General features: G+C 69.8%; 20 protein-coding genes and 2 tRNA genes. 13 read left to right on the top strand and 9 right to left on the bottom strand.

Annotation, left to right across the window (positions count from 1 at the left end; translation table 11 throughout):
• Positions 1-170 precede the first annotated feature (170 nt).
• Positions 171-902, bottom strand: coding sequence for a maleate cis-trans isomerase family protein (locus ABD932_RS37260; protein WP_345020001.1), 732 nt, complete (start codon positions 900-902; stop codon positions 171-173).
• Positions 899-1,708: a maleate cis-trans isomerase family protein gene (locus ABD932_RS37255; RefSeq protein WP_345020019.1), complete on the bottom strand. Its 810-nt coding sequence runs from the start codon at positions 1,706-1,708 to the stop codon at positions 899-901. The genes ABD932_RS37260 and ABD932_RS37255 overlap by 4 nt, the downstream gene beginning before the upstream one ends.
• Positions 1,709-1,902: 194 nt before the next feature.
• On the opposite strand from ABD932_RS37255, the gene ABD932_RS37250 reads away from it, so the two are divergent.
• Both ABD932_RS37250 and ABD932_RS37245 read left to right on the top strand, forming a co-directional pair.
• Positions 1,903-2,892: a D-2-hydroxyacid dehydrogenase gene (locus tag ABD932_RS37250; protein WP_345019999.1), complete on the top strand. Its 990-nt coding sequence runs from the start codon at positions 1,903-1,905 to the stop codon at positions 2,890-2,892.
• A gap of 23 nt (positions 2,893-2,915) precedes the next feature.
• Complete coding sequence (locus tag ABD932_RS37245) at positions 2,916-4,334, top strand: amidase (RefSeq protein WP_345019998.1); 1,419 nt, start codon at positions 2,916-2,918, stop codon at positions 4,332-4,334.
• On the opposite strand, the gene ABD932_RS37240 is transcribed toward ABD932_RS37245, so the two are convergent.
• Positions 4,315-4,809, bottom strand: a complete 495-nt coding sequence (locus ABD932_RS37240; RefSeq protein ID WP_345019996.1) for a DUF3830 family protein — start codon at positions 4,807-4,809, stop codon at positions 4,315-4,317. The two genes, ABD932_RS37245 and ABD932_RS37240, sit on opposite strands and share 20 nt — an antisense overlap.
• A gap of 23 nt (positions 4,810-4,832) precedes the next feature.
• Between ABD932_RS37240 and ehuB the strand changes: the two genes are divergently transcribed.
• The 6 genes from ehuB to ABD932_RS37210 all read left to right on the top strand — a co-directional run bounded on the left by ehuB (position 4,833) and on the right by ABD932_RS37210 (position 9,060).
• Positions 4,833-5,762 (top strand): ectoine/hydroxyectoine ABC transporter substrate-binding protein EhuB, encoded by a 930-nt coding sequence (ehuB, locus tag ABD932_RS37235; RefSeq protein ID WP_425587575.1) that lies wholly within the window; start codon positions 4,833-4,835, stop codon positions 5,760-5,762.
• Positions 5,759-6,493, top strand: a complete 735-nt coding sequence (gene ehuC, locus ABD932_RS37230) for an ectoine/hydroxyectoine ABC transporter permease subunit EhuC (RefSeq protein ID WP_345019992.1) — start codon at positions 5,759-5,761, stop codon at positions 6,491-6,493. The genes ehuB and ehuC overlap by 4 nt, the downstream gene beginning before the upstream one ends.
• Entirely contained in the window at positions 6,490-7,140 is a 651-nt protein-coding gene (ehuD, locus tag ABD932_RS37225) for an ectoine/hydroxyectoine ABC transporter permease subunit EhuD (RefSeq protein WP_345019990.1), read from the top strand. Before ehuC ends, ehuD begins: the two co-directional genes overlap by 4 nt.
• Entirely contained in the window at positions 7,130-7,921 is a 792-nt protein-coding gene (gene ehuA, locus ABD932_RS37220) for an ectoine/hydroxyectoine ABC transporter ATP-binding protein EhuA (RefSeq protein WP_345019989.1), read from the top strand. The genes ehuD and ehuA overlap by 11 nt, the downstream gene beginning before the upstream one ends.
• A 199-nt stretch (positions 7,922-8,120) precedes the next feature.
• Positions 8,121-8,885: an IclR family transcriptional regulator gene (locus tag ABD932_RS37215; protein ID WP_345019988.1), complete on the top strand. Its 765-nt coding sequence runs from the start codon at positions 8,121-8,123 to the stop codon at positions 8,883-8,885.
• Positions 8,886-8,986: 101 nt separating this feature from the next.
• A tRNA-Lys gene (locus ABD932_RS37210) sits at positions 8,987-9,060 on the top strand.
• A gap of 158 nt (positions 9,061-9,218) precedes the next feature.
• Here ABD932_RS37210 and ABD932_RS37205 read toward each other — a convergent pair.
• From ABD932_RS37205 to ABD932_RS37185, 5 genes are all read right to left on the bottom strand, one after another.
• Positions 9,219-10,868 carry a long-chain-fatty-acid--CoA ligase gene (locus tag ABD932_RS37205; RefSeq protein ID WP_345019987.1) on the bottom strand — a complete coding sequence of 550 codons (1,650 nt, stop codon included), beginning with the start codon at positions 10,866-10,868 and terminating at the stop codon, positions 9,219-9,221.
• A 43-nt stretch (positions 10,869-10,911) separates the two neighbouring features.
• Complete coding sequence (locus ABD932_RS37200; protein ID WP_345019986.1) at positions 10,912-11,427, bottom strand: DUF3592 domain-containing protein; 516 nt, start codon at positions 11,425-11,427, stop codon at positions 10,912-10,914.
• 96 nt (positions 11,428-11,523) lie between these two features.
• Positions 11,524-12,129 (bottom strand): lytic polysaccharide monooxygenase auxiliary activity family 9 protein, encoded by a 606-nt coding sequence (locus ABD932_RS37195; RefSeq protein ID WP_345019985.1) that lies wholly within the window; start codon positions 12,127-12,129, stop codon positions 11,524-11,526.
• A 142-nt stretch (positions 12,130-12,271) separates the two neighbouring features.
• Entirely contained in the window at positions 12,272-13,399 is a 1,128-nt protein-coding gene (locus ABD932_RS37190) for an SPFH domain-containing protein (RefSeq protein ID WP_345019984.1), read from the bottom strand.
• 95 nt (positions 13,400-13,494) lie between these two features.
• Positions 13,495-14,850: a peptidoglycan-binding protein gene (locus ABD932_RS37185; protein ID WP_345019983.1), complete on the bottom strand. Its 1,356-nt coding sequence runs from the start codon at positions 14,848-14,850 to the stop codon at positions 13,495-13,497.
• A gap of 184 nt (positions 14,851-15,034) precedes the next feature.
• Between ABD932_RS37185 and ABD932_RS37180 the strand changes: the two genes are divergently transcribed.
• The 4 genes from ABD932_RS37180 (at position 15,035) to glxA (ending at position 20,422) form a co-directional block, all read left to right on the top strand.
• Positions 15,035-15,108 (top strand) — tRNA-Lys (locus ABD932_RS37180).
• Positions 15,109-15,432: 324 nt separating this feature from the next.
• Entirely contained in the window at positions 15,433-16,149 is a 717-nt protein-coding gene (locus ABD932_RS37175; protein WP_345019982.1) for a FadR/GntR family transcriptional regulator, read from the top strand.
• A gap of 323 nt (positions 16,150-16,472) precedes the next feature.
• Positions 16,473-18,488 carry a glycosyltransferase family 2 protein gene (locus tag ABD932_RS37170; protein ID WP_345019981.1) on the top strand — a complete coding sequence of 672 codons (2,016 nt, stop codon included), beginning with the start codon at positions 16,473-16,475 and terminating at the stop codon, positions 18,486-18,488.
• Positions 18,485-20,422 carry a radical copper oxidase GlxA gene (gene glxA, locus ABD932_RS37165; protein ID WP_345019980.1) on the top strand — a complete coding sequence of 646 codons (1,938 nt, stop codon included), beginning with the start codon at positions 18,485-18,487 and terminating at the stop codon, positions 20,420-20,422. Before ABD932_RS37170 ends, glxA begins: the two co-directional genes overlap by 4 nt.
• Positions 20,423-20,489: 67 nt before the next feature.
• Here glxA and ABD932_RS37160 read toward each other — a convergent pair whose 3' ends face one another.
• Positions 20,490-21,521, bottom strand: coding sequence for a glycoside hydrolase family 6 protein (locus ABD932_RS37160; RefSeq protein WP_345019979.1), 1,032 nt, complete (start codon positions 21,519-21,521; stop codon positions 20,490-20,492).
• A 197-nt stretch (positions 21,522-21,718) separates the two neighbouring features.
• On the opposite strand from ABD932_RS37160, the gene ABD932_RS37155 reads away from it, so the two are divergent.
• The gene (locus ABD932_RS37155) at positions 21,719-22,507 is read left to right on the top strand and encodes a GAF and ANTAR domain-containing protein (RefSeq protein WP_345019978.1); all 789 of its coding nucleotides are present in this window, start codon (positions 21,719-21,721) and stop codon (positions 22,505-22,507) included.
• Positions 22,508-22,734 lie beyond the last annotated feature (227 nt).

Genomic DNA, 22,734 nt, shown 5'->3' with positions numbered 1-22,734 from the left:
GCCGGAGGGGCTGGATTTTGCCGACGGCGCTGGATTTCGCACCGGACCAGGCAAATTCAGCCCGTCCGGCGTTTGAGGACGAGGCCCTTCGGGCCGAAGCGGGGTCTGGGGGCGGCAGCCCCCAGGGACGGGAAGGATAGGGGCCGAGGCTCTGGAGGCGCGCCGGGTCGCTACACCTGCACGATCGGCTCCTTCGTGAAGAGAGCCCCCAGTTCCGGTGCGTTCACCCTGCGGTCCGTCAGCCTCAGGGCCTCCCAGACCGTGACCTGGTTGGCGGTGAGGACCGGCTTGGTGAGGTGTTGTTCCAGGGCGGCGAGGTAGGACGCGGTGTGCAGGGCCGTGTCGGGGAGGAGGATCGCCTCGGCGTCGGGGTGGTCCGCCTCCCTGGCCAGGGCGAAGAGTTCCTCGTCGCCCCAGGTGCCCACCTCCGCCGCCGTGATGATCCCGGAACCGCGGAGCGACACCACCTCCACGCCGGCCGCCCGGAGGAAGTCCGCGAAGAGCTGCGCCACGTCGTCGGGGTACGTCGCCCCGATCGCCACCCGCCGCACCCCGAGCTCCCGTACCGCGTGCACGAAGGCGAAGGACGTCGACGACGCCGGCATGCCCGCCGCGACGGCGAGGGTGCGCACCTGCTCGTGGGCGCCCTCCCAGCCGTAGACGAAGCTGCCGGACGTGCACGCCCACACCACCGCCTCCGCCCCGGTCAGCCGCAGCGCCTCCACGCCCTCCGCGAGCCGCTCGGCCGAGCCCATCCGCAGCAGGGCGTCCACCCGGTGCGCGTCCTCACCGATGTCGGTGTGCACCACGTCGACCCGGATGTCGCTGGCGAGCAGCTGCTCGATGCGTGGGTAGTCGTCCTCGGCGGAGTGGCCCGGGTAGAGGAATCCCAGTGCGGTCATGTCGGCCCTTCCTGCTGCTGTTCTTCGCCCGGCACATTCGGCAGTCCTTCGGGGAGGACGGGGCCACCACGCGCCGCCGGATCGATCAGCGCCTGATACGCCCCCACGGCTCGGGTACCCAGCCGACGCAGCGCTGCCCACATCGTGACCTGGTTGGCCGAGAGGACCGGGATGCGCAGCTCCGCCTCCAGTTGCGGGATCACGTCGTAGGTGGGGAGGTTGGTGCAGCTGATGAACAACGCGTCGGTGGCACCCCGCGCCGCCGTGCGCGCCATGTCCGCCACATCGCGGTACGGCACCTTCCAGATGTGCCGCGTCAGTCCCATGAACGCGCACCCGGTGACCGCGACCCCCGCCTCCGCCACGTAATCCTCCAGCGCCCGCGTCACCGAGACGGTGTACGGCGTCACCAGGGCCACCCGCCGTACCCCCAGCTCGGTGAGCGCCTCCAGGAGCGCGCCGGAGGTCGTGACGGCCGGCACCGCGCCCTCCCGCGTCATCGCCTCGCACATCGCCCGCTCGCCCGCGATACCGCCGACGAAACTGCCGGAGGTGCAGGCGTAGGCGACCACCTCGGGCGCGATCGCGGTCAGGGTGCGGACGCCGTCACCGAGCGTCTCGTGCTCGCTGACCAGACGGGCCAGATCCAGGCTGACCTCGACCGGGACGAACGGTGTGCGGGTCAGGTGCAGGGAGACCTCGTCCGGCACCCAGCGCCAGAGCTCCCGGTCCAGCGCGAAGTCGAAGGGGGCGACGACACCTACACCGCGCTGCGGCCGGGGTCCGCCGAGGAAGGAGAGGTCCATGGAGCTCATGGCAGGCACCGTCCTCACTACGAGAAACAGGTGAGCAACGGACCGTATGTACGCCCGTGTTGACGAAGGTAGGTTCGGGTGCGAGCGTGGTCAAACCTCGCATGTCAGACGGCCAAGCACTTCCAGTAAAACTCCGAGAAACGGCGCCCGCACACCCCCCGAGCCCCCTGGAGAAGCGACCCCGAATGACCGCACCCACCCCCGGTCCGCCCCCCGCCTCCGACCCCGGCTCCCCGCCCACCCTCCTCGTCCTCGACACCGACCCCCTCCCCCGCCTCGGCCGCCTCACCGGCCGCGCCCGTGTCGAGCACGCGGACGAGTCGACCCTCGCCGAGCGGCTGCCCCACGCCGACGTCCTGCTGGTCTGGGACTTCGCCTCGCATGCCGTACGCCACGCCTGGCCCGGCGAGGGCCCGCGGCCGCGCTGGGTGCACACGGCGAGCGCGGGTGTGGATCATCTGATGTGCCCGGAGCTGACCGAGTCCGACACCGTGGTGACCAACGCGCGCGGGGTCTTCGACCAGCCGATCGCCGAGTACGTCGCCGCGCTGGTGCTGGCGATGGCGAAGGACCTGCCGCGGACCCTGGAGCTGCAGCGCTCGCGGGAGTGGCGGCACCGCGAGGGGCAGCGCGTCGCGGGCACGCGCGCGTGCGTGGTCGGGTCCGGTCCCATCGGCCGTACGATCGCCCGCACGCTCAAGGCCCTCGACATCACCACCGCGCTGGTCGGCCGGGTCCCGCGCACCGGCATCCACGGCCCCGACGACCTCGACCGGCTGATGGCCCGCGCCGACTGGGTGATCGCGGCCGCGCCGCTCACCGAGCAGACCCAGGGCATGTTCGACCTCCGCCGCTTCGGCGTCATGCAGCCCTCCGCCCGGTTCATCAACGTCGGGCGCGGGCAGCTTGTCGTGGAGGACGCCCTGGCCGAGGCCCTCACCAAGCGCTGGATCGCCGGGGCCGCGCTGGACGTCTTCGAGCACGAGCCCCTCGGTCCGGACAGCCCGCTCTGGGGCCTGCCGGGGCTGATCGTCTCGCCGCACATGAGCGGGGACACCGTCGGCTGGCGCGATGAACTCGGCAAGCAGTTCGTGGAGTTGTACGAGAGGTGGGAGGCGGGCAGGCCGCTGCTGAACGTGGTCGACAAGCAGCGTGGGTACGTACCCGGACGCTGACGTCAACGGCTGGAGGGCGACGCATGACGGATCTCACCGAACTGACCGCCGTACAACTCCTCGACGGCTACCGAGAAGGGCGGTTCAGCCCCGTCGACGCCACCCGTGCCGCCCTGGAGCGGGCCGAGCGGATCCAGCCGGAGGTCAACGCCTTCGTCCGCCTCACCGCCGACGAGGCCCTCGCCCGGGCCGCCGAGTCGGCCGAACGGTGGCGGCGCGGTGAACCGGCCGGGCTGCTCGACGGCGTCCCGGTCACCGTGAAGGACATCCTGCTGATGCGCGGCGGACCGACCCTGAAGGGCTCGAAGACCATTGCGGAGAACGGCAGTTGGGGCGAGGACGCCCCCTCCGTGGCCCGCCTGCGCGCGCACGGAGCCGTCTTCCTCGGCAAGACCACGACCCCCGAGTTCGGCTGGAAGGGCGTCACCGACTCACCCCTGTCCGGCGCCACCCGCAATCCGTACGACCCGACCCGCACCGCCGGCGGCTCCAGCGGCGGCGCGGCGGCGGCCGTGGCCCTCGGCGCGGGGCCGCTCGCGCTCGGCACGGACGGCGGCGGCAGCGTCCGTATCCCGGCGGCGTTCTGCGGCATCTTCGGCCTGAAACCGACGTACGGCCGCGTCCCGCTCTACCCCGCCAGCGCCTTCGGCACCCTGGCCCACGTCGGCCCGATGACCCGCGACGCGGCCGACGCGGCCCTGCTGCTCGACGTCATCGGCACGCCCGACTCCCGCGACTGGTCGGCGCTCCCGCCCGCGCCCGGCTCCTTCGTGACGGGGCTGACCGGCGGCGTGCACGGTCTGCGCGTCGCCTATTCGCCCTCCCTCGGCGGCCAGGTCGCGGTACGCCCGGCGGTCGCGGCGGCCGTGCGGCGGGCGGTGGAGCGGCTGGCGGGGCTGGGGGCTTACGTCGAGGAGACCGACCCCGACTTCACCGACCCGGTGGACGCCTTCCACACCCTGTGGTTCACCGGGGCCGCCCGGGTGACCCAGCATCTGGGGCCGCACCAGAGGGAGTTGCTCGATCCGGGTCTGCGGGAGATCTGCGGCGCCGGTGCCCGCGCCTCCGCGCTCGACTATCTGGCCGCGGTCGACGTCCGCATGGAACTCGGCCGCCGCATGGGCCGCTTCCACGACACCTACGACCTCCTCGTCACCCCGACCCTCCCGATCACCGCCTTCGAGGCGGGCGCGGAGGTCCCCAAGGGCTCGGGGCACCGCAGGTGGACGGGGTGGACCCCGTTCACGTACCCCTTCAACCTCACCCAGCAGCCGGCGGCCACCGTCCCCGTCGGCAGGGACGGTGACGGTCTGCCGATCGGCCTGCAGCTCGTGGCCGCCCGGCACCGGGACGACCTGGTGCTGCGGACGGCGCACGCGCTCTACGAGGCCGGGATCGCCGACTTCGCCGGGAACGCCGGAGTCACAGCCTCCGGAAGCTGAGCGACTCCCCCAACGCCCCCGACCTCCACAGGTCGTTGCAACCCTGGGCCATCTCCTCCAGGCCTTCCACGATCTGGCCCCAGACGATGCCGGGCACCCAGCCCACGTCGCCGTTCAGGAGCAGGTTGTTGCGCTCGTAGAACAGGGCCAGGTCGACCACTGTCGTGTCGGGGCGGACCTCGCGGTCGTAGCCGTAGGACTTGGTGCCCAGTTCGGTGCCGGCGAAGGAGAAATAGCAGAGATCTCCGGGGATGGGGGTGATGGTCGGGTTTTCCAGGGGTGGTTCCGATGCCGCGAACGGCGGGAACAGGGCGTAGATCTCGTTGCGGGCGTATTTCGCGTGGTAGACCTCGCTGCTCAGCGGGAGGGCGTCCCACACGGCCGCGCAGGTGACGGGGGCGCGATCGTCCAGCAGTTTTGCCGTGCAGGTGATTGCGCGCTTGACCAGCGAGACTTCGATGTAGCGGTCAGCCATGCCATCCATAGTGCATACATCGCATGGTCTCGGGTAGCCGCGCCGCCATGGCTCCACCTAATGGGAACGACAGAGACACACCTGGGACCACGCGCCGATCGCTGCTCGCGGGGGTGGCGGCGCTCGGCGCGCTGGGAGCGGCCGGCTGCACACGTGTGGCCACGGCATCGACCGAGGACGGCGGCGACCTGCTCGACCGGCTGAAGGCGGCGGGCGTCGTACGGCTCGGTATCGCGGGGGAGATCCCCTTCGGCTACATCGACAAGAACGGCGATCTGACCGGCGAGGCGCCGGAGTTGGCCCGGGTCATCTTCAAACGGCTGGGCGTCGACCGCGTACAGCCGGTCCCGACCGAGTTCGGGTCGCTGATTCCGGGGCTCAACTCGCAGCAGTTCGACGTCGTCGCCGCCGGGATGTACGTCAATCCCGAGCGCTGTGAGCAGGTCATCTTCTCCGACCCCGACTACCAGATGCTCGACTCCTTCATCGTGCGCAAGGGCAATCCGAAGGGGCTGCACGACTACAAGGACGTCGTCGAGAAGAAGGCCAAGTTCGCCACCGGGACCGGTTATGCCGAGATCCAGTACGCCGTCGAGGCGGGGTACAAGGAGAGCGACATCCTCATCGTGCCGGACCAGGTCGCGGGGCTGAACGCCGTCGAGGCGGGGCGGGTCGACGTCTTCGCCGGTACGGCGCTCACCACCCGGGAAGTGGTCAAGAAGTCCGGCAAGGCGGAGGCCACCAAGGCCTTCACACCGCTCGTCGGCGGCAAACCGCACGTCGACGGCGGCGCGTTCGCCTTCCGGCCGACCGAGACGAAGCTGCGGGACGCCTTCAACGTCGAGCTGCACAAGCTGAAGAAGAGCGGGGAGCTGTTCCGCATCCTCAAGCCCTTCGGCTTCACGGAGGCGGAGATGACCGACCTCACCGCGAAGGAGCTGTGCGGCGGATGACCTCGGGACTCTGGGAACTCGTACTCAAGGGGATCTGGACCACGATCCAGCTCCTCGTCCTCAGCGCGCTGCTGGCCGCGGCCGTGTCGTTCGTGGTCGGGATCGCACGGACCCACCGGCTGTGGATAGTCCGCTTCCTCGCGGGCTTCTACACCGAGGTGTTCCGCGGGACCTCCGCCCTCGTCATGATCTTCTGGGTGTTCTTCGTGCTGCCCCCGGCCTTCGGCTGGCAGCTGGTGCCGCTGTGGGCGGGCACGCTGGCGCTCGGGCTGACCTACGGGGCGTACGGCTCGGAGATCGTGCGCGGTGCGCTGAGCGCGGTCGACCCGGCGCAGAAGGAGGGCGGGATCGCGCTCAGCTTCACGCCCTGGCAGCGGATGCGGCTGATCCTGCTGCCGCAGGCGGTGCCGGAGATGATCCCGCCGTTCTCCAACCTGCTGATCGAGCTGCTCAAGGGCACCGCCCTGGTGTCGATCATGGGCATGGGCGATCTGGCGTTCAGCGGCAACCTGGTGCGGCTGGCGCTGCAGGAGAGCGCGGAGATCTACACGTACATCCTGCTCATCTACTTCGTCATCGCCTTCCTGCTCACCCGCCTGATGCGCGGGCTGGAGCAGAAGCTGAAGGCGGGGGTCGGAAAGACCCCGACGCGCGGGGTCTCCGCGCATGAGCTCAAGCGCGCCGAGACGACCGGTGTCGGCGCCTCCTCCGGGGGAGGTGTTCTCGGATGAAGTGGAACTGGCAAGCGGTCGCCGACTTCATGCCGCAGTTCTGGGACGGTCTGCTGGTCACCCTGCAGGCGCTGGCTCTCGGCTCGGTCATCTCCTTCGCGCTCGGCCTGGTGTGGGCGCTGCTGATGCGGGCGCCGAGCCGGTGGGTGACGTGGCCGGTCGGCGTGGTGACCGAGTTCGTGCGCAACACCCCGCTGCTGGTGCAGCTGTTCTTCCTGTTCTACGTGCTGCCCGAGTGGGGGATCACCTTCTCCGCGTTGACCACCGGCGTCTTCGCGATCGGCCTGCACTACTCGACGTACACGATGCAGGTCTACCGCGCCGGCATCGAGGCGGTGCCCGTCGGCCAGTGGGAGGCCGCGACGGCGCTGAATCTGCCGGTCGCCAGGACCTGGCGGGTGGTGATCCTGCCGCAGGCGATCCGCCGCGTCGTGCCCGCGCTCGGCAACTACGTGATCGCGATGCTCAAGGACACGCCGCTGCTGATGGCGATCACCGTCCTCGACATGCTCGGGCAGGCACGGCTGTTCTCGCAGCAGAACTTCCAGTTCACCGAGCCCCTGACCGTGATCGGCGTGGCCTTCATCCTCATCTCCTACCTGGCCTCCCTCCTCCTGCGAGCCCTGGAGCGACGTCTTGTCCACTGACATCCAGCACAACCCTGAGAAGAACCCCGCCGACAACCGCTCCAACGGCGAGCTGATCCGTCTCGAGCAGGTCACCAAGCGGTTCGGCGACAACACCGTCCTCGACCACCTGGACTTCTCCGTCGAGGCCGGCAAGCACGTGACGCTGATCGGGCCGTCCGGATCGGGCAAGACCACGATCCTGCGGCTGCTGATGACGCTGACCAAGCCGGACGAGGGCCGGATCACCGTGGACGGGGAGCAGTTGTTCCCGGCCACCGAGAAGCAGATCCGTGAGGTCCGCAAGAAGATCGGGATGGTGTTCCAGCAGTTCAACCTGTTCCCGAACATGCCGGTCCTGCGGAACATCACCGAGGCCCCGGTCACCGTCCTCGGCCTGCCGAAGGACGAGGCGGAGGCGCGCGCCCGCGAGCTGCTCGACCTGGTGGGCCTGGCCGACAAGTGCGACGCCTACCCGTCCCAGCTGTCCGGCGGCCAGCAGCAGCGGGTGGCGATCGCGCGGGCGCTGGCCATGCGGCCCAGGGTGCTGCTGCTCGACGAGGTGACGTCGGCACTGGACCCGGAGCTGGTCGCGGGCGTCCTCGACCTGCTGCGGGACATCGCCCGCACCACGGACATCACCATGCTCTGCGTGACCCACGAGATGAACTTCGCCCGGGACATCTCGGACCAGGTCCTGATGTTCGACTCCGGCCGGGTCATCGAGACCGGCTCGCCGGAGAAGATCTTCAACGACCCCGAGAACGACCGGACCCGGGAGTTTCTCAGCGCGGTGCTGTGATCCCGGTCGGCCCCGATCTGGCGGGCCGCCCGGGCGGGTCATGTCTCTGGCATATGCCAAGGTGCTAGACCGCAGTTGAGGGCATCGTAATCTCGTCAACAACCGCTCACTACAAGCCTCTTGCCGGTTATCGTGGTGGGGATTGGCTGACTGCAACCCGGCCCATTCCGAACAGCGATGTGCGACCGCAGGGGGAACCGTGGCGCTGACGCACGAGCCGACCGCGCCGTACCACTCGGCCCAGGACGCCCTGCGCGTCCTGGAGACCGTGGCGCGGCACAGCACCGGAGTCACCGACGCCGAGCTCGCCCGGCACACGGGCATAGGCCCGGAGCGCCTGACCGGCCTGCTGCTGATGCTGCGCCGCGAGGGCTACGTCGAGCAGGTCGCCGACGGCTCGTACGTCACGGGCGACGCGCTGACCCGCCTGGGTTCCGCGCAGGGCCGCGAGCAGGCCCTGCGCGAGAACCTCCAGCGCACCCTGGACCGGCTGCGCGACTCGGTCGGCGCCGCCGTCTACATCAGCCGGTACGTCGACGGTGAGATCAAGATCGACCAGTACGCCGCCGGCCCGGCCACGCCCGTGGTCAACGAGTGGGTCGACTTCCGCTACTCCGCCCACGCCACCGCGATCGGCAAGAGCCTGCTCGGCCAGCTCGACCACAACGGCCGGCGCGACCATCTCTCCCGCCACAAGATGGCCCGCCTCACCTCGCGCACGATCACCAGCGACAAGGTCCTGCTCTCCCGCCTGGAGTCCCAGCCGCCGACGGTCCCCCACCTCGACCTCCAGGAGTACGCGGTGGGCACGGTGTGCGCGGCGGTCCCGATCACCGCCGGGTCGTCGGTGGGCTGCCTGGCCCTGTCCCTCCCCATCGAGCACGCCCACCGGCTGAAGCAGGCGGCGGACACGCTGAACCGGAACGCGGCGCCGGTGCTGCTGTCGCTCGCCATCCAGTCCTGACCGGCCGCGCGCGACGGTGGTCGGAAGCACCCCTGCGGACCAGGTAGTATTTTCTTCGTCGCCGCCGCGAGGAACGCGAAATCGCGGTCGGCGAGAGTCATGCGCCGCTAGCTCAGTTGGTTAGAGCAGCTGACTCTTAATCAGCGGGTCCGGGGTTCGAGTCCCTGGCGGCGCACTCGTGAAGGGCCTCTCGTGGGAGCGAGAGGCCCTTCGACGTGTTACAGAACCCGCCACGCCTGCCCAGGCGACGCGGGGCCCACGCCTCGACATCAGCACTCGGGGTGCTGCAGGAGCGGCTGGGGGTCCGGGGGTCATCCCCCGGGAAATACAGCATCAGCGGGTCCGGGGTTCGAGTCCCTGGCGGCGCACTCCTGAAGGGCCTCTCGTGGGAGCGAGAGGCCCTTCGACGTCTTCCGGGGTCAGTCTCCGGTACGTCTGCTCGCCGGGCGGCCGCCACCACACCGGGTCGGCACACCGGAAGCCTTCCTTCCTGAGCCCCGCCCGGTGGATCTTGTTCGTGGCGGTCACCGGCATCCGCTCCACGACCCGCACGAACCGCGGCGCCATCTTCGTCCCCAGATCCGGCTGGGCGAGCAGGAACCGGGCGAACCCGACCGGGTCGAACTCCCCCGCGACCGTCGCCATGACCTGGTCCCCGGTGACCGGATCCGGCACCGCGTACACCGCGACGGCATCCGCACCCTCGTACCGGGCGAGGATGTTCTCGATCATCGCGGCGGACAGGTTCTCGCCGTCCACCCGGAGCCGGTCGTCACCCCGCCCCGCGAAGTACAGATAGCCGTCGGCGTCCCGGCAGAACAGGTCCCCGGTCCAGTACCAGCCCTCCCGACGCCGCTCCGCCTCAGCCTCGGGATTGCGCCAGTACCCCTCGAAGGGGTTCGGCCCCCGGTTGACCAGCTCCCCGATGGCCTCGTCCCCGTTGACCAGCCGCCCGCCCGCGTCGAAGAGGGCGGGCGGACACTCCGCGCAGGTCCGCGGATCGAGTACGACGAGCCCGGGCCCCGCCCGGCCCACGGCCCCCGCCGGCGTCCCCGGCGACCACTGCACGGCGGCCCCGCCCTCGGACGACCCGTACCCCTCCACCAGCCGCACCCCGAACCGCCGCTCGAAGGCGGCCGCGTCCACGGCGCCCGCCTCGGTGCCGAAGCCGAGCCGCAGCGCGTGGTCGCGGTCGTCGGGGCGCGGTTCGGTGGCGAGGAGGTACTGGATCGCGCGGCCGACGTAGGTGAAGTAAGTCGCCCGGTAGCGCCGTACGTCCGCGAGGAACCCGGACGCCGAGAAGCGCCGCCGCAGTGCCACCGCCGCGCCGGCGTCGAGGGCGGGTGCCCAGTCGGCGATGACCGCGTTGCCGTGGAACATCGGCATGCAGATGTAGTGCACGTCGTCGGGGCGGACACCGAACTGGCCGGCCAGGGAGCGCCCGGCCGCCGCCAGCCGGCCCTGGGTGCAGATCGCGGCCTTGGGGGCGCCGGTCGAGCCGGAGGTGAAGTAGAGCAGGAGACGGTCGTGCGGGGTGGCCCGGGAGGGGTCGGGGCGGGCGTCGGCGTAGGGGGCGAGCAGGGCGTCGTATTCCGCCGAGTCGGTCAACAGCGCGCTTACGCCGGGTAGTTCGAGGCCGTCGAGCAACGGCAGACGGGCCCGCTCGGTGATCAGGATCCGGCACTCGGTGTGCAGGATGTCGCGGGCGATTTCGGGGCCCCGGCGGGTGGGGTTGATTCCGGCGACGGCGGTTCCCGCGAGGGCGGCCGCGCTCAACCACAGGGGGTATTCAGGGGTGTTGTCGAGCAGGACGCCGATGTGCGAGCGGGGCGGCGCGAGGTCGGCCAGCAGGGCGGCCCGGGCGGCGGCGCCCCTCGCCACCTGGTGATGGGTGAGCGCCTGTCCTTCGAACCACAGCCCCGGCCGATGGTCGTCCCACCGGCCGGCGACGAGTTCCGCGACCGTACGCCTGTTGGGCTCCATGGCGGCGCACGGTAGTTGATGGACCGTCAGATGTGGAGGGTCGTCACGGGGTCATCGTGACGCCGTCGACGACGACGGTGTCGGTGGTGTCGTCGACGCCCGTGCCGAAGCCGAATTCGTCGGACATCTGGCTGTACGTGACCATGAAGCCGACGCAGAACACCGCGACCACCCCGAGGAACGCCAGGCCGGCGACGGTGGACGCCGCCAGCTTGGCCCGGCGCGGCGCCTTGGCCGTGGCGACGACGTCGCGACCCTCGGCGTAGTAGACGGTGACGATGTCGCCCTCGACGATCGTCGCCGGGCCGTCCTCCTCCTCGAAGCGGACCGTCCGGCCGTCGCGCGCGGTGAACTCGTAGACGTGGTGCAGCGTGGTGCGCACGGACGTGTCGCCGCTGCCGCCGTGCGTCGTCGTGAACATCCGCAGGCAGCGTCCCTCCGCCGTCAGACCGCTGTTCCAGGCGCTGCGGATCTGCAGCGAGCGGCGCACCACGCGGTAGGCGCCGAAGAGGGCGGCGGCCAGAATCAGGCCGGGCACGAGGTAGAACAAGAGGTCCATGATGCTTCCCCCGAGGTCAGGTACTGCTTGTGTGGGGAACCTACCCCCGGGGGAAGCACGCCTGTCTCAAGTAACGCTCAGAGATCCGACGCCGGATCAGAACGTGACGTCCGAGCACGCGTAGAACGCGTTGCCCGTGTCGGCGATCGTCCACACGGCGAGGATGACGTGGTGACCGCTCAGCCCGGACGGCAGGGTGCCGCTGTGGGAGAGCGTGGCCGGTGGCCGCTGCCCGTTGTACGGGATGGTCAGGAACGGGGTGAGGTTGAGGTCGGAGCGGGCCAGGTTGTGGTTCTGGTTCCAGCCCGGCTTGGTGACGTAGTACTTGAAGTCGGTCGTGGCGTGCATGGCCGTGAACTGCCAGCGGAACGTGTAGCTCTGACCGCCGGTCACCCGGGTGGTCGGCCAGGCGGCGCCGGACGGCGTGCGCGGGGCGCTGAGCTGGCTGAACTGGCCGAGGCCGGCGTTGCATATCTGCCCGTCGGCCGGTCCGGAGCCGGGGAAGCCCTTCGGGCCCTCGACGCTCTGCGGCTCCCACTGGATGGAGCCGCAGTTGGTCACGGTGCCGTTCTGGCAGAGCTTCTGCCTGCTGATGGGGAGGTCGGTGTAGCCGTGGCTGCTCGCGCCGCCGGCGGAGAGCACCAGGGCCCCGACCGTGGTGAGTCCGAGCGCGGCGGCGTACAACTTGGTCTTTCTGCGCATGCTGCTGCTCCTGGGAACGTGGGGGAAGTTCGGCGAGCTTGCAGGTCTAGACCAAGTCCCAGAATATTGCTGAGTGTTGAACATGTCCATACCAATCGGGGGACATGTTCGACGGGCCGTCAGGCAAGCGCCGCGGTGGGCCTCAGCCCGCCGTCTCGCCGCGCCCCACGCAGAACGCCACCGTCAAGTCCTTGACCAGCGCCTTTCGTTCGTAGTCGTCCAGCTCGACCAGACCCCGCACGGTCAGCCGCGTCACCGTGTCCTCCACCGAGTCGACCACCGAGGTGAGCATGGTCGCCCGGTGCTGCGCGTCCAGCGCGGCGATACTGCGGCGGTGCATGGCGGCGGCGACCTCGGGCGCGTACTCCACCCGCACCGGCCGCACCGAGAACACCTCGAGCCCGACCGCCCCCGCGTCCCGCACCACCAGCCGGGTCAAGACGTCCGCGGTCGCCTCGACCGACCCCCGCACGGCGCCCGGCGTCTCCACCGGCACCCGGGCCAGCGCCGCCTCGACGCACTCGCGCAGATACGTCTCGTGGTCGTCCACCCCGAGCGTCGCCCGCGCGGTGTCCCGCACCCGCCACACCACCAGCACGACGGCCCGCAGCGCGACCCCGTTGCCGTCCGCCGCCGGCATCTGGTCGCTGCGCCAGTGCCGCAGCCGTACATCGACCCGGCGGCGCAGCAGCAGCGGGTTGACCCATAGCAGCCCGGTGCGCCGGACCGTGCCCCGGTAGCGGCCGAACAGCCCGAGCACCCAGGCCCGCCCGGTCCGCCCCCGCGCCAGCCCGCCGAACCCGAACAGCCCCAGCGCCCCGGCCCCCGTGTACGCCGCCCACTGCGCCGGCCCCAGCCCCGCCCCCGCGGACACCGGCAGCCCCAGCGCGTCCACCGCGAGCGGCGGCAGCACCCCGGCCCACCACGAGGTGGCCAGGCCTCCGGCGGCCCCGCAGGCCCCGGCTAGCACACCCGCCGCCCCGGGCAGCACGCGCGCCGGCCGCTCCACCAGGTCGGGGTCGACCTCCGGCACGGGGGGCGGCTTCGGCTGCACCGGACGACGCAGCCGCGGCTGCTCCCCCGTGCCCTGCCGGCGCCCCACGACCATCGGCCTGAGCGGCACGGACACCGGGTCGGGGCCGTCGCGGAACAGCAGATGGACGGGGATCTCCGTGGTCGCCTCGTTCTGGATCAGCCGCGCGGGGCGAGGCGCCGTCCCGCCGTCCGAGGTCCCCTCCGACTCGGGTGTGCGAGAAGCGGTCGTGGTCATGCGTGCCTCCAGCCTCCGCGCCAGATGCGTCACAGCAGTGGTTGTCGGGATTTCGGGTCAGGAGAGCAGTGGCCACCTATGCGATCGGCCGCCGCCTACGAGAACAGCCGCCGCCAGGTCTCCGGCCCCGGATAGCCGTCCGCCGCGCCGCCCCGCCAGCCCTGGGCACGCTGGAAGGCCTCGACGCCTCGCCGGTCCGCCTCGCCCCAGCGCGATCCCGGCCCCGTCTTGTAGTGCTTGCCGTACCCCTTCTTCACCAATTGCCTGCCGAGCTGGGTGACGTACTTGTTGTTGGCGCCCGGCCGGAACATCGTCCGCCCCGGATACCCCGGCACCCCGTGCGACGCCGGCGCCCCGTGGCCGCCCGGCCCGTCCGCCTCCGCCGCCTGGATGTCCTTGCCCTTGCCCGTCGCCAGCAGCGCCCACGTCCGCGGCCCCGGCAGCCCGTCCGCGTCCCGGCCCTGCCAGCCCTGCGCCAGCTGGAAGGCCCGGGTGGCCCTGCGGTCCATGTCGGTCCAGCGCGAGCCGGGCCCGGAGGGGTAGTACCGGCCGGCGCCGTGCTCGACGAGCATGCGGCCCAGCTGAGCGACGTACTTGTTGTTGGCCCCGGGGCCGAAATACGCCCGTCCCGGGTACGGCACCACGCGCTTCGCACCCTCGGGCTTGGCGGTGTCCGGCTGCCCGGTGTCCGGCTGCCCGGTGTCCGGTTCCGTTCCCGCCGCGCCGCTCTTCAGCCCTTTGTAGCGGTAGGCGAGGTAGCGGTCGGAGTGGTTCCAGTAGGCGTACGGGGTGATCAGCCGGCGGGCGTGGGGGCGGGTCGACTCGTAGGCGACGTAGTGGGTGCGCGTGTAGTCCGTCCAGCCGCCGAAAATGACGACGTGCGAGCCGTTCTGGGGGTTCGCCGGATTGTGGAACAGCAGAATGTCGCCGGGCTGCAGATCTTCCCGGGGGATCCGTACGCCGTACTGGTCGAGGCTGCCGGTCCATTCGTTTCCGGGCAGGTTCCAGGCCATCGAGACGAATCCAGAACAGTCCTGCCGGTATCCGTCGGACCAGTACCGGGACATGCTGTACGGCACCTTCGCGGCCACCCATTTCTTGGCCCGCCGGATGATCTCCGCACGGCTGGTCTCGGTCGCCTTCACCGGGCCCGGCTTGGCCGGCTGCCCGCCCGGGCCGTGCAGCGGAGCCCTTCCGCCCTGGGGCGACGCGGGCTCGTCACCTGCGGGAACGCCCGGTCGGTCGGAGGCGTGGGGGGCGGCGAGGGCCGGGGCGGTGTGGCCCACGGCGAGGGTGGTGGAGGCGGCTGCGGCAACGATCAGCGCCCGGCCGGCCGCGGGGTGGCGGGCGGTCGTGGAATGCGGCAGGACGCGTCTCCAGTGAACGCATCCGGGGCAGTCGCAGTCACTCTCCGGATCGAATTCCTCGAATACCGGAGTCCGAGTCTCCATGCGATTCCCCTCACACACCAGATGGAAATGTCCACGGCTGTACACACCATCAGTTTCACAACTGTCTTCCCGACGCGCATGTTGACGGTCCGAATGGTTTACGGCCGCCCCACCCGCCCCCGCGCCACCCGCGCGCGTGGTCGGGAGCACCTCTGGAGGTCCTGTAGAGTTATCGAGTCAGCAGGCGCCGCTAGCTCAGTTGGTTAGAGCAGCTGACTCTTAATCAGCGGGTCCGGGGTTCGAGTCCCTGGCGGCGCACAGACGGTGAAGGCCTCTCGCAACTGCGGGGGGCCTTCGCTTTATGGGGGCGGACTTCCCCGGAGCCCGGCAGCGACGGCTGGGGGTCCGGGGGTTACCCCCCGGGGAATACAGCATCAGCGGGTCCGGGGTTCGAGTCCCTGGCGGCGCACGATGACGATGGCGAGCCATGATCGCAGAAGGCGCGATCCCGGCTCGCCCTCGTCGTTTCTGCGCGGCTGCGCCGCGCGTTGTGGGGGCTCCGCCACCCACACCCCCTTCTGTACGGAAGCCCCTCGTGCAAGCGAGGGGCTTCCGGCGTGTTTGGCCGGATACCCTCTGGCCATGGCAGCGCGTGACCTTCAGGAGCGGATCAAGAAGCTCATCATCGACCGCCGGCTGCCCTCCGGGGCCCCGTTGCCGACGGAGCCCGAGCTGATGGCCCATCTGGGAGCCAGCCGGAACTCCGTGCGCGAGGCGCTCAAGGGGCTGCAGGCGATGGGCATCGTGGAGATCCGGCACGGGTTCGGGACGTACGTCGGCACGATGTCGCTGGCCCCGATGATCGAGGGCCTCGCTTTCCGCACCGTCGCCGGGCACTACCGGGGCGAGGACACCCTGCTCCAGCTGCTGCAGCTGCGGGAGGCCGTGGAGACGGGGCTGGTGTCGCGGCTCGCGGGGCGGGTTCCGGACGCCGACCTCGTTGAACTGGACGCGCTCGTCGACCGTATGGAAGAGCAGGCGGCGCAGGGCGGCGACGGCATCGCCGAGACCGACAGGGCGTTTCACGCCACCCTTTATCGGGGTCTGGACAACGCGCTGCTGGGCGAGGTGATGGAGGCGTTCTGGGACGCCTTCCACCGGGTCCACACCGATCTCGGGGGTGCGCCGCAGGATCCCCTGGTCACCTGCCGACAGCACCGGGAGATCGTGGACGCGGTGCGGTCGGGCGACGCGATACGGGCGGAGGGGGCCATAAGCGAGCACTTCGGCAACATCCGCGCCCGCGTGTCCACAACGGGTACACAACACCCCCACAGGTGCCACAATGAGCGCGTATGACCGGTAAACACCTCGTTTCGCATCTTGCGATCATGTGGAACGGCGTGGAGCCTGGTGATTGGTTTTTCAAGATGCTGCGGATACGCGGCAGTTGGGGGGCAAGGAGCCGGTTGCCGGTTTTTGCGGGGAGTAGGGGGCCCCGTTCATGACCGCATGCCGAGGGGGGCATGATGCAACCGGAAGGTCGCGTTTCCATGTCTAAGGTGTGGAAGATGTGGTGACTGCGGCCCGCCACTGATACGCCTGTGAAGGTCGAGGGGGATCGACACAGCCGTAAGGAACCGACAGACACGCGGTTTGACCTGCGTGTGGGGGGATGACTCATGACGTCGACGCCGACGGGCGCCCGGCAGAACTTCGACCCGTCTCAGACAACCCAGCTCAGGGTGCCATCACAGACCCGGACCGGGGCCTTCCGCCGGATCAAGAAGACGCTGCCGAAGTACGACTACGAGCACTACAGCCGGCTGGCCGGTCCCCTCACCCAGCCCGACCCGAACAAGCCGTACCGGGTCGAGTACCGCTCGCTGATCTCGCAGGAGCCGCACCGGATCCGCGTCGCGCTGATGCTCGCCGCCGCCCCGGTGCTCTCGCTCGTCCTGCTGTTCTGGCTGCTGCAGCCCGAGCACTGGACCGAACGGGACTATCCCGCCTTCGACTTCCTGCCGGCGCTCGACATAGTCATGCTCGTCTCGATCGGCCTGATCGAGTTCTTCCGCTGCATGAACGTGCTGTCCAACGCGCACGCCACGCTGGTCGCCCGCGACCCGATCCCGGTGGTGCCGGAGACCGGCACGAGAGTGGCCTTCCTCACCTCCTTCGTGCCCGGCAAGGAGCCGCTGGAGATGGTGACGAAGACCCTGGAGGCGGCCGTCAAGCTGCGCCACCGGGGCCTGCTGCACGTCTGGCTGCTCGACGAGGGCGACGACCCGGAGGTCAAGGAGGTCTGCCGGCGGCTCGGCGTGCACCACTTCTCCCGCAAGGGCGTGGCCAAGTGGAACCAGGCCAAGGGCCCGCACCGCGCCAAGACCAAGCACGGCAACTACAACGCCTGGCTCGACGCCCACGGTGACGACTACGACTTCTTCGCCTCGGTCGACACCGACCACGTGCCGCTGCCCAACTACCTGGAGCGGATGCTCGGCTTCTTCCGCGACCCGAACATCGGCTTCGTCATCGGCCCGCAGGTGTACGGCAACTACGACAACTTCGTCACCAAGGCCGCCGAGTCCCAGCAGTTCCTCTTCCACGCCCTGATCCAGCGGGCGGGCAACAAGTACGGCTCCCCGATGTTCGTGGGTACGTCGAACGCCGTACGCATCAAGGCGCTCAAGCAGATCGGCGGTCTGTACGACTCGATCACCGAGGACATGGCGACCGGCTTCGAGATCCACCGCCACAAGAACCCGGCCACGGGCAAGAAGTGGCGGTCCGTGTACACGCCGGACGTGCTGGCCGTCGGTGAGGGGCCGAGCGCCTGGACGGACTTCTTCACCCAGCAGATGCGCTGGTCGCGAGGGACGTACGAGACGATCCTCAAGCAGTACTGGAAGGGCTGGTACTCGCTGCCGCCGAGCAAGCTCTTCAACTACACGATGATGATCATCTTCTACCCGATGTCCGCCCTCAACTGGATCCTGGCCGCGCTGAGCTGTGCGCTGTTCCTGGGCCTGGGCGCCTCGGGTGTGAACATCGACCCCACGATCTGGCTGATGCTCTACGGCAACGCCTCCGCGCTCCAGATCGGCCTGTACGTCTGGAACCGCCGCCACAACGTCTCGCCGCACGAGCCCGAGGGCTCCGGCGGTGTGGCCGGCATGGTGATGTCCGCGCTGTCGGCGCCGCTGTACGCGAAGGCGCTGTTCGACTCCGCGCTGCGGCGCAAGAGCAAGTTCGTGGTGACGCCCAAGGGTGATTCGGCCAGCCCCGACCGGTGGTTCGGGACTTTCCGGTACCACTGGTACTTCATCGTGATCTTCGGTGCGTCGATCACCGCAGGCTTCGTGTACGGCCACTCGCACCCCGCGATGATCATCTGGGCGACGTTCGCCATGCTGATCACCGCGACGCCGATCTTCGCCTGGCGCTACATGCTGCGGCAGGACAAGAAGAAGCCGTCCGTTACGGTGCCTGCCCAGACCGGGCCGCAGGAAGCGGTGGCGACGGGCGGGTCGGCGATGCCGTACCAGCCGCAGCCGCTGCCGACGCAGACCTCCGCGCACGCGCCCCACGGCCAGCACAAGCCGAGTTGGGCCGCGTCGAACAGTGGTGGTGGCACCGGAGGCAACGACCAGACCATGCAGATTGCCCTTGGTGGACTTGGGGGACGTAAGGAATGAACGACCGTGCAGGCCGCCGCCGTGCTCGTCGACTCGCGATAGGCACGGCGGTGGTGCTCGCGCTGGCCGGAATGAACGGGCCGTGGCTGTACCGCGTCGGCACCGAGAAATACCACCAGTACCAAATCAACAGACCCGAGTACAAAGCCGAGAACGGCAAGTGGGAGATCGTCGATTTCCCGGAGGAGTACCGCCAGAACACCATCCACGCGGCGCTCCTGCACACCGGCAAGGTGCTGCTGATCGCGGGCTCGGGCAACGATCAGGACAACTTCGACGCGAAGAAGTACGACACCCGGATCTGGGACCCGGTCAAGGGCACGATCAAGAAGGTGCCGACGCCGAACGACTTGTTCTGCACCGGCCACACCCAGCTGGCCAACGGCAACCTGCTGATCGCGGGCGGTACCAAGCGGTACGAGAAGCTGGAGGGTGACGTCACCAAGGCCGGTGGCCTGATGATCGTCCACAACGAGAACCCGGACCGGCCGATCACGCTGCCCGCGGGCACCAAGTTCACCGGCAAGGAGAACGGCAAGACGTTCGTCTCCAAGGACCCGGTGCTGGTACCGCGCGCGAAGAAGGTCTTCGACAAGGCGACCGGCAAGTTCCTGCGCAACGACCCCGGTCTCGGCCGGATCTACGTCGAGGCGCAGAAGAAGGGCGCCAAGTACGAGACCGGCACCCAGGACAACTACCGCGTCCAGGGGCTGTCCGGCGCCGACGCGCGCAACACGTACGGCATCGCGCAGAAGCTCGCCCTCGACAAGAAGGACTTCCAGGGCATCCGGGACGCCTACGAGTTCGACCCGGCCGCCGAGAAGTACATCAAGGTCGACCCGATGAAGGAGGCCCGCTGGTACCCGACGCTCACCACCCTGAGCGACGGCAAGATCCTCAGCGTCTCCGGCCTCGACGACATCGGGCAGCTGGTGCCGGGCAAGAACGAGGTGTACGACCCCAAGACCAAGAAGTGGACGTACACGCCGAAGGTACGGCAGTTCCCGACCTACCCGGCGCTGTTCCCGCTGGAGAACGGCAAGATCTTCTACTCGGGTTCGAACGCGGGCTACGGCCCTGACGACGTGGGCCGCGACCCCGGCATCTGGGACGTGGACACCAACAAGTTCACCAAGCTGCCCGGACTGAGCGATCCCAAGCTGATGGAGACCTCGGGCACCGTGCTGCTGCCGCCGGCGCAGGACGAGAAGTACATGGTGATCGGCGGCGGTGGCGTCGGCGAGTCCAAGGAGTCCAGCGAGAAGACGCGGCTCATCGATCTCAAGGACGACGACCCGAAGTTCGTGGACGGGCCGTCACTGGAGAAGGGCACGCGCTATCCGCAGGCGTCGGTGCTGCCGGACGACACCGTGCTGGTGTCGGGCGGTTCCGAGGACTACCGGGGCCGCGGCGACTCCAACATCCTCCAGGCGCACCTCTACAACGCGGGCACGGGCGCCCTGGACCGGGTCGCCGACCCGCTGGTGGGCCGCAACTACCACTCGGGGTCGATCCTGCTGCCCGACGGCCGCGTGATGTTCTTCGGCTCGGACTCGCTCTACGCCGACAAGGCCAACACCAAGCCGGGCGAGTTCGAGCAGCGGATCGAGATCTACACGCCGCCGTATCTGTACCGGGACGCGCAACCGTCGCTGTCGGGCGGCCCGCAGACCATCAAGCGCGGCGGGACGGGCACGTTCACCTCGCAGCACGCGTCGTCCATCCAGAACGCCCGGCTGATCCGGCCGAGCGCGTCCACGCACGTGACGGACGTGGATCAGCGGTCGGTCGCCCTGGACTTCAAGAAGTCCGGAGACAAGATCACGGTGACCGTGCCGACGAACCGGAATCTGGTTCCGTCGGGGTGGTACATGCTGTTCGTGACGGACGACCAGGGGACGCCGAGCAAGGCGCAGTGGGTCAGGGTTCCTTAGCGAGCGAGCAAGCACATGCCTTGGGGGCGCCCTCCGTGACGGAGGGCGCCCCCAAGGTGTGCACGGCCTACTTGCTGGCCTTCGCGAGGTTCAGGGCGTAGTCCGCCCACCACTCCCCCGCCTTCGGCCCGCCCTTGCACTCGCCGTCCGACTCGCCCGGGCGCTTGACCCACACATACGCGTCGACCAGCTGATCCGTCGTCTTCGTCGTCGGTGTCTCGCCCAGCGCGCGGCCCGGCGGGTTGCACCAGCGCTCGTCCGGGTTCCCCCCGGTGTAGGGGCCGTTGCCGTTGCGGCTGGTGTCGATCACGAAGGGCTTGTCGCCCACCTTGGCGGAGAGCTCCTTGCCGTACGCGATCGAGTCCTCGGTCGTGTAGAAGTTGGAGACGTTGACCGAGAACCCGTCGGCCTGGTCGATGCCCGCCCGCTTCAGAGGGTCGAAGATCTGGTCCGGGTGGCCCCAGCCGGCGTTGCCCGCGTCCAGGTACACCTTGGTGTTCTTCAGGGACTTGAGCTTGGCGACGGCGCCGCTCAGAAGGTCGTAGCGCTCCTCGTGGTACTCGGGAGCCGTGCAGTTGTCGACCATGTGCAGCACCGCGTCCGGCTCCAGGATCACCGTCGTCGCACGGTCGCCGATGCCCTTGGCGACGCTGTCGACGAACGCCCGGTAGGCGTTGCCGTCCGCGGCGCCGCCCTCCGAGAACTGGCCGCAGTCGCGGTGCGGGATGTTGTAGAGGACGAGCAGCGCCGTACGGCCCGCCTTGTCGGCGGCCTCGGTGAAGCCGCGTGCCTGTTCCTCCGGGCTCTCCGGGCTGATCCACTCGCCCGTCGGCTGCTGAGCTATCTTGCGGATCTGCTCCGCGTCCTCCTTCTTGCCGGCCTTCTGGTAGGTCACGACCTGTTGTGCCGCGTTCCCGTCCGGGTTCACCCAGAACGGGTCGATGTCCTTGGGCTGCTGGCTGATCCCGGCGCCGGCGTTGTCCTCCGGCTCGTCGCCGTCCCCCGAGGACGAACAGCCCGCGACCAGCAGTGCCGCCCCCAGCACCACCGCGGTCGTCCGCGCACGAGCGCCCCTCGAGGCCCCCCTCATCAGGTACATCCAACTCCCCTTTGGGTGCACTGTTCCAAGGCTCAATCCTGACATACCCGCCGTGGGACACACGAGGTCGCCGGGTCTTGTCGGAGAGCTGTTACAGCCACCGGTACGGCTCCCCGGCACTGCTCGGACGAGCAGAGTAGGTTGCGCGTCCATAAGGCGCGGCCCACAGGGGAGACAGGGGAAGGGGAGGGTGTGTCATGCACCGGTCCACGCGGGAGATACGGCTGGCGGAGGCGTTGGTGGAGTCGGCGGACACCCTCGTCGACGGCTTCGAGGCCGCGCACTACTTATCTCGCGTCGCCGACCACTGTGTGCGGTTACTGGCCGCGCGGGCCGCCGGTTTCATGCTGATCAACGAGGACGGGACGGTGTCGCTGGCGGCGAGCGGCGCACACCGGGAGGCCGCGCTCGATCTGCTGCGGGCCCAGCGGGGCTGCGGGCCCTGCCTGGACAGTTACAGCTCCGGCCGGCCGGTGCCGCCGGTCTCGATCGGGGCGGCCCGGGCGGCGGCGCGCTGGCCGGAGTTCACGGAGCGGGCGCTGGCCCACGACATCGTCGGCACCTTCGCGGTCCCGCTGCGCCGCCACGAGCGGCTACTGGGGGCACTCAACGTCTTCGTGGCCACGCTCCCCGCCGGGACCTCGCCCGAGGAGGCCGCGGAGCTGCGGCTGACCCAGCTCGTCGCCGACTGCGCGGCCCTTGGACTGCAGAACCATGCCGTTTACGTCCAATGTCGCACCGTCGCCGGTCAGTTGCAGCAGGCGCTGTCCAGCAGGGTGCGCATCGAGCAGGCCAAGGGCATGCTCGCCGAGCGCTGGAGCACCCCGGCCGACGACGCCTTCGTGGCGCTGCGCCAGTACGCGCGCCGCCGCCGGGTGCCGTTGGACCGGGTCGCGCAGGAGGTCATCGACCGGGTCGTGGACGAGGCCGCGCTGCGCCGGGAGGCGGGGCGCGAGGGCGACGCGGGCGGTCAGGGACCCGCGTAACCGGCCCGTTCCGCGGGCGGGCACCCCCTGCCACCTGACCCTCTAGGCCCCGGCGGACATCCGTTCTACAGTTTTCTCCGGACGACCCCAGCCCCCGGTCGGACGATCCCCACTGGTCACACGAGACCTCCCGCGCCGGTCGCCGGGTTACTCCCGCAGCCCGTGCGCGCGCGGTTGAGGACCAGCCCGGTCGGCGGCTTCGGGGGAGCGGTCGTCGACCGGGCCAG

The sequence above is a fragment of the Streptomyces shaanxiensis genome (assembly GCF_039537145.1).
Taxonomy (GTDB): Bacteria; Actinomycetota; Actinomycetes; order Streptomycetales; family Streptomycetaceae; genus Streptomyces; species Streptomyces shaanxiensis.
Note: the sequence above shows the minus strand (reverse complement) of the source record. Positions and strands in the feature narration are given on the sequence as shown.

Bases quoted from the DNA above. Each gene is read 5' to 3' on its own strand.
- ABD932_RS37155 (WP_345019978.1), top strand. From the start codon at position 21,719: ATGCACCGGTCCACGCGGGAGATACGGCTGGCGGAGGCGTTGGTGGAG.
- ABD932_RS37200 (WP_345019986.1), bottom strand. From the start codon at position 11,427: ATGGACCTCTTGTTCTACCTCGTGCCCGGCCTGATTCTGGCCGCCGCC.
- ABD932_RS37260 (WP_345020001.1), bottom strand. From the start codon at position 902: ATGACCGCACTGGGATTCCTCTACCCGGGCCACTCCGCCGAGGACGAC.
- ABD932_RS37205 (WP_345019987.1), bottom strand. From the start codon at position 10,868: ATGGAGCCCAACAGGCGTACGGTCGCGGAACTCGTCGCCGGCCGGTGG.
- ABD932_RS37245 (WP_345019998.1), top strand. From the start codon at position 2,916: ATGACGGATCTCACCGAACTGACCGCCGTACAACTCCTCGACGGCTAC.
- ABD932_RS37255 (WP_345020019.1), bottom strand. From the start codon at position 1,708: ATGGACCTCTCCTTCCTCGGCGGACCCCGGCCGCAGCGCGGTGTAGGT.
- ABD932_RS37185 (WP_345019983.1), bottom strand. From the start codon at position 14,850: ATGGAGACTCGGACTCCGGTATTCGAGGAATTCGATCCGGAGAGTGAC.
- glxA (WP_345019980.1), top strand. From the start codon at position 18,485: ATGAACGACCGTGCAGGCCGCCGCCGTGCTCGTCGACTCGCGATAGGC.
- ABD932_RS37190 (WP_345019984.1), bottom strand. From the start codon at position 13,399: ATGACCACGACCGCTTCTCGCACACCCGAGTCGGAGGGGACCTCGGAC.
- ehuB (WP_425587575.1), top strand. From the start codon at position 4,833: ATGGTCTCGGGTAGCCGCGCCGCCATGGCTCCACCTAATGGGAACGAC.
- ABD932_RS37195 (WP_345019985.1), bottom strand. From the start codon at position 12,129: ATGCGCAGAAAGACCAAGTTGTACGCCGCCGCGCTCGGACTCACCACG.
- ABD932_RS37240 (WP_345019996.1), bottom strand. From the start codon at position 4,809: ATGGCTGACCGCTACATCGAAGTCTCGCTGGTCAAGCGCGCAATCACC.
- ABD932_RS37160 (WP_345019979.1), bottom strand. From the start codon at position 21,521: ATGTACCTGATGAGGGGGGCCTCGAGGGGCGCTCGTGCGCGGACGACC.
- ABD932_RS37175 (WP_345019982.1), top strand. From the start codon at position 15,433: ATGGCAGCGCGTGACCTTCAGGAGCGGATCAAGAAGCTCATCATCGAC.
- ehuC (WP_345019992.1), top strand. From the start codon at position 5,759: ATGACCTCGGGACTCTGGGAACTCGTACTCAAGGGGATCTGGACCACG.
- ABD932_RS37170 (WP_345019981.1), top strand. From the start codon at position 16,473: ATGACGTCGACGCCGACGGGCGCCCGGCAGAACTTCGACCCGTCTCAG.
- ABD932_RS37250 (WP_345019999.1), top strand. From the start codon at position 1,903: ATGACCGCACCCACCCCCGGTCCGCCCCCCGCCTCCGACCCCGGCTCC.
- ehuD (WP_345019990.1), top strand. From the start codon at position 6,490: ATGAAGTGGAACTGGCAAGCGGTCGCCGACTTCATGCCGCAGTTCTGG.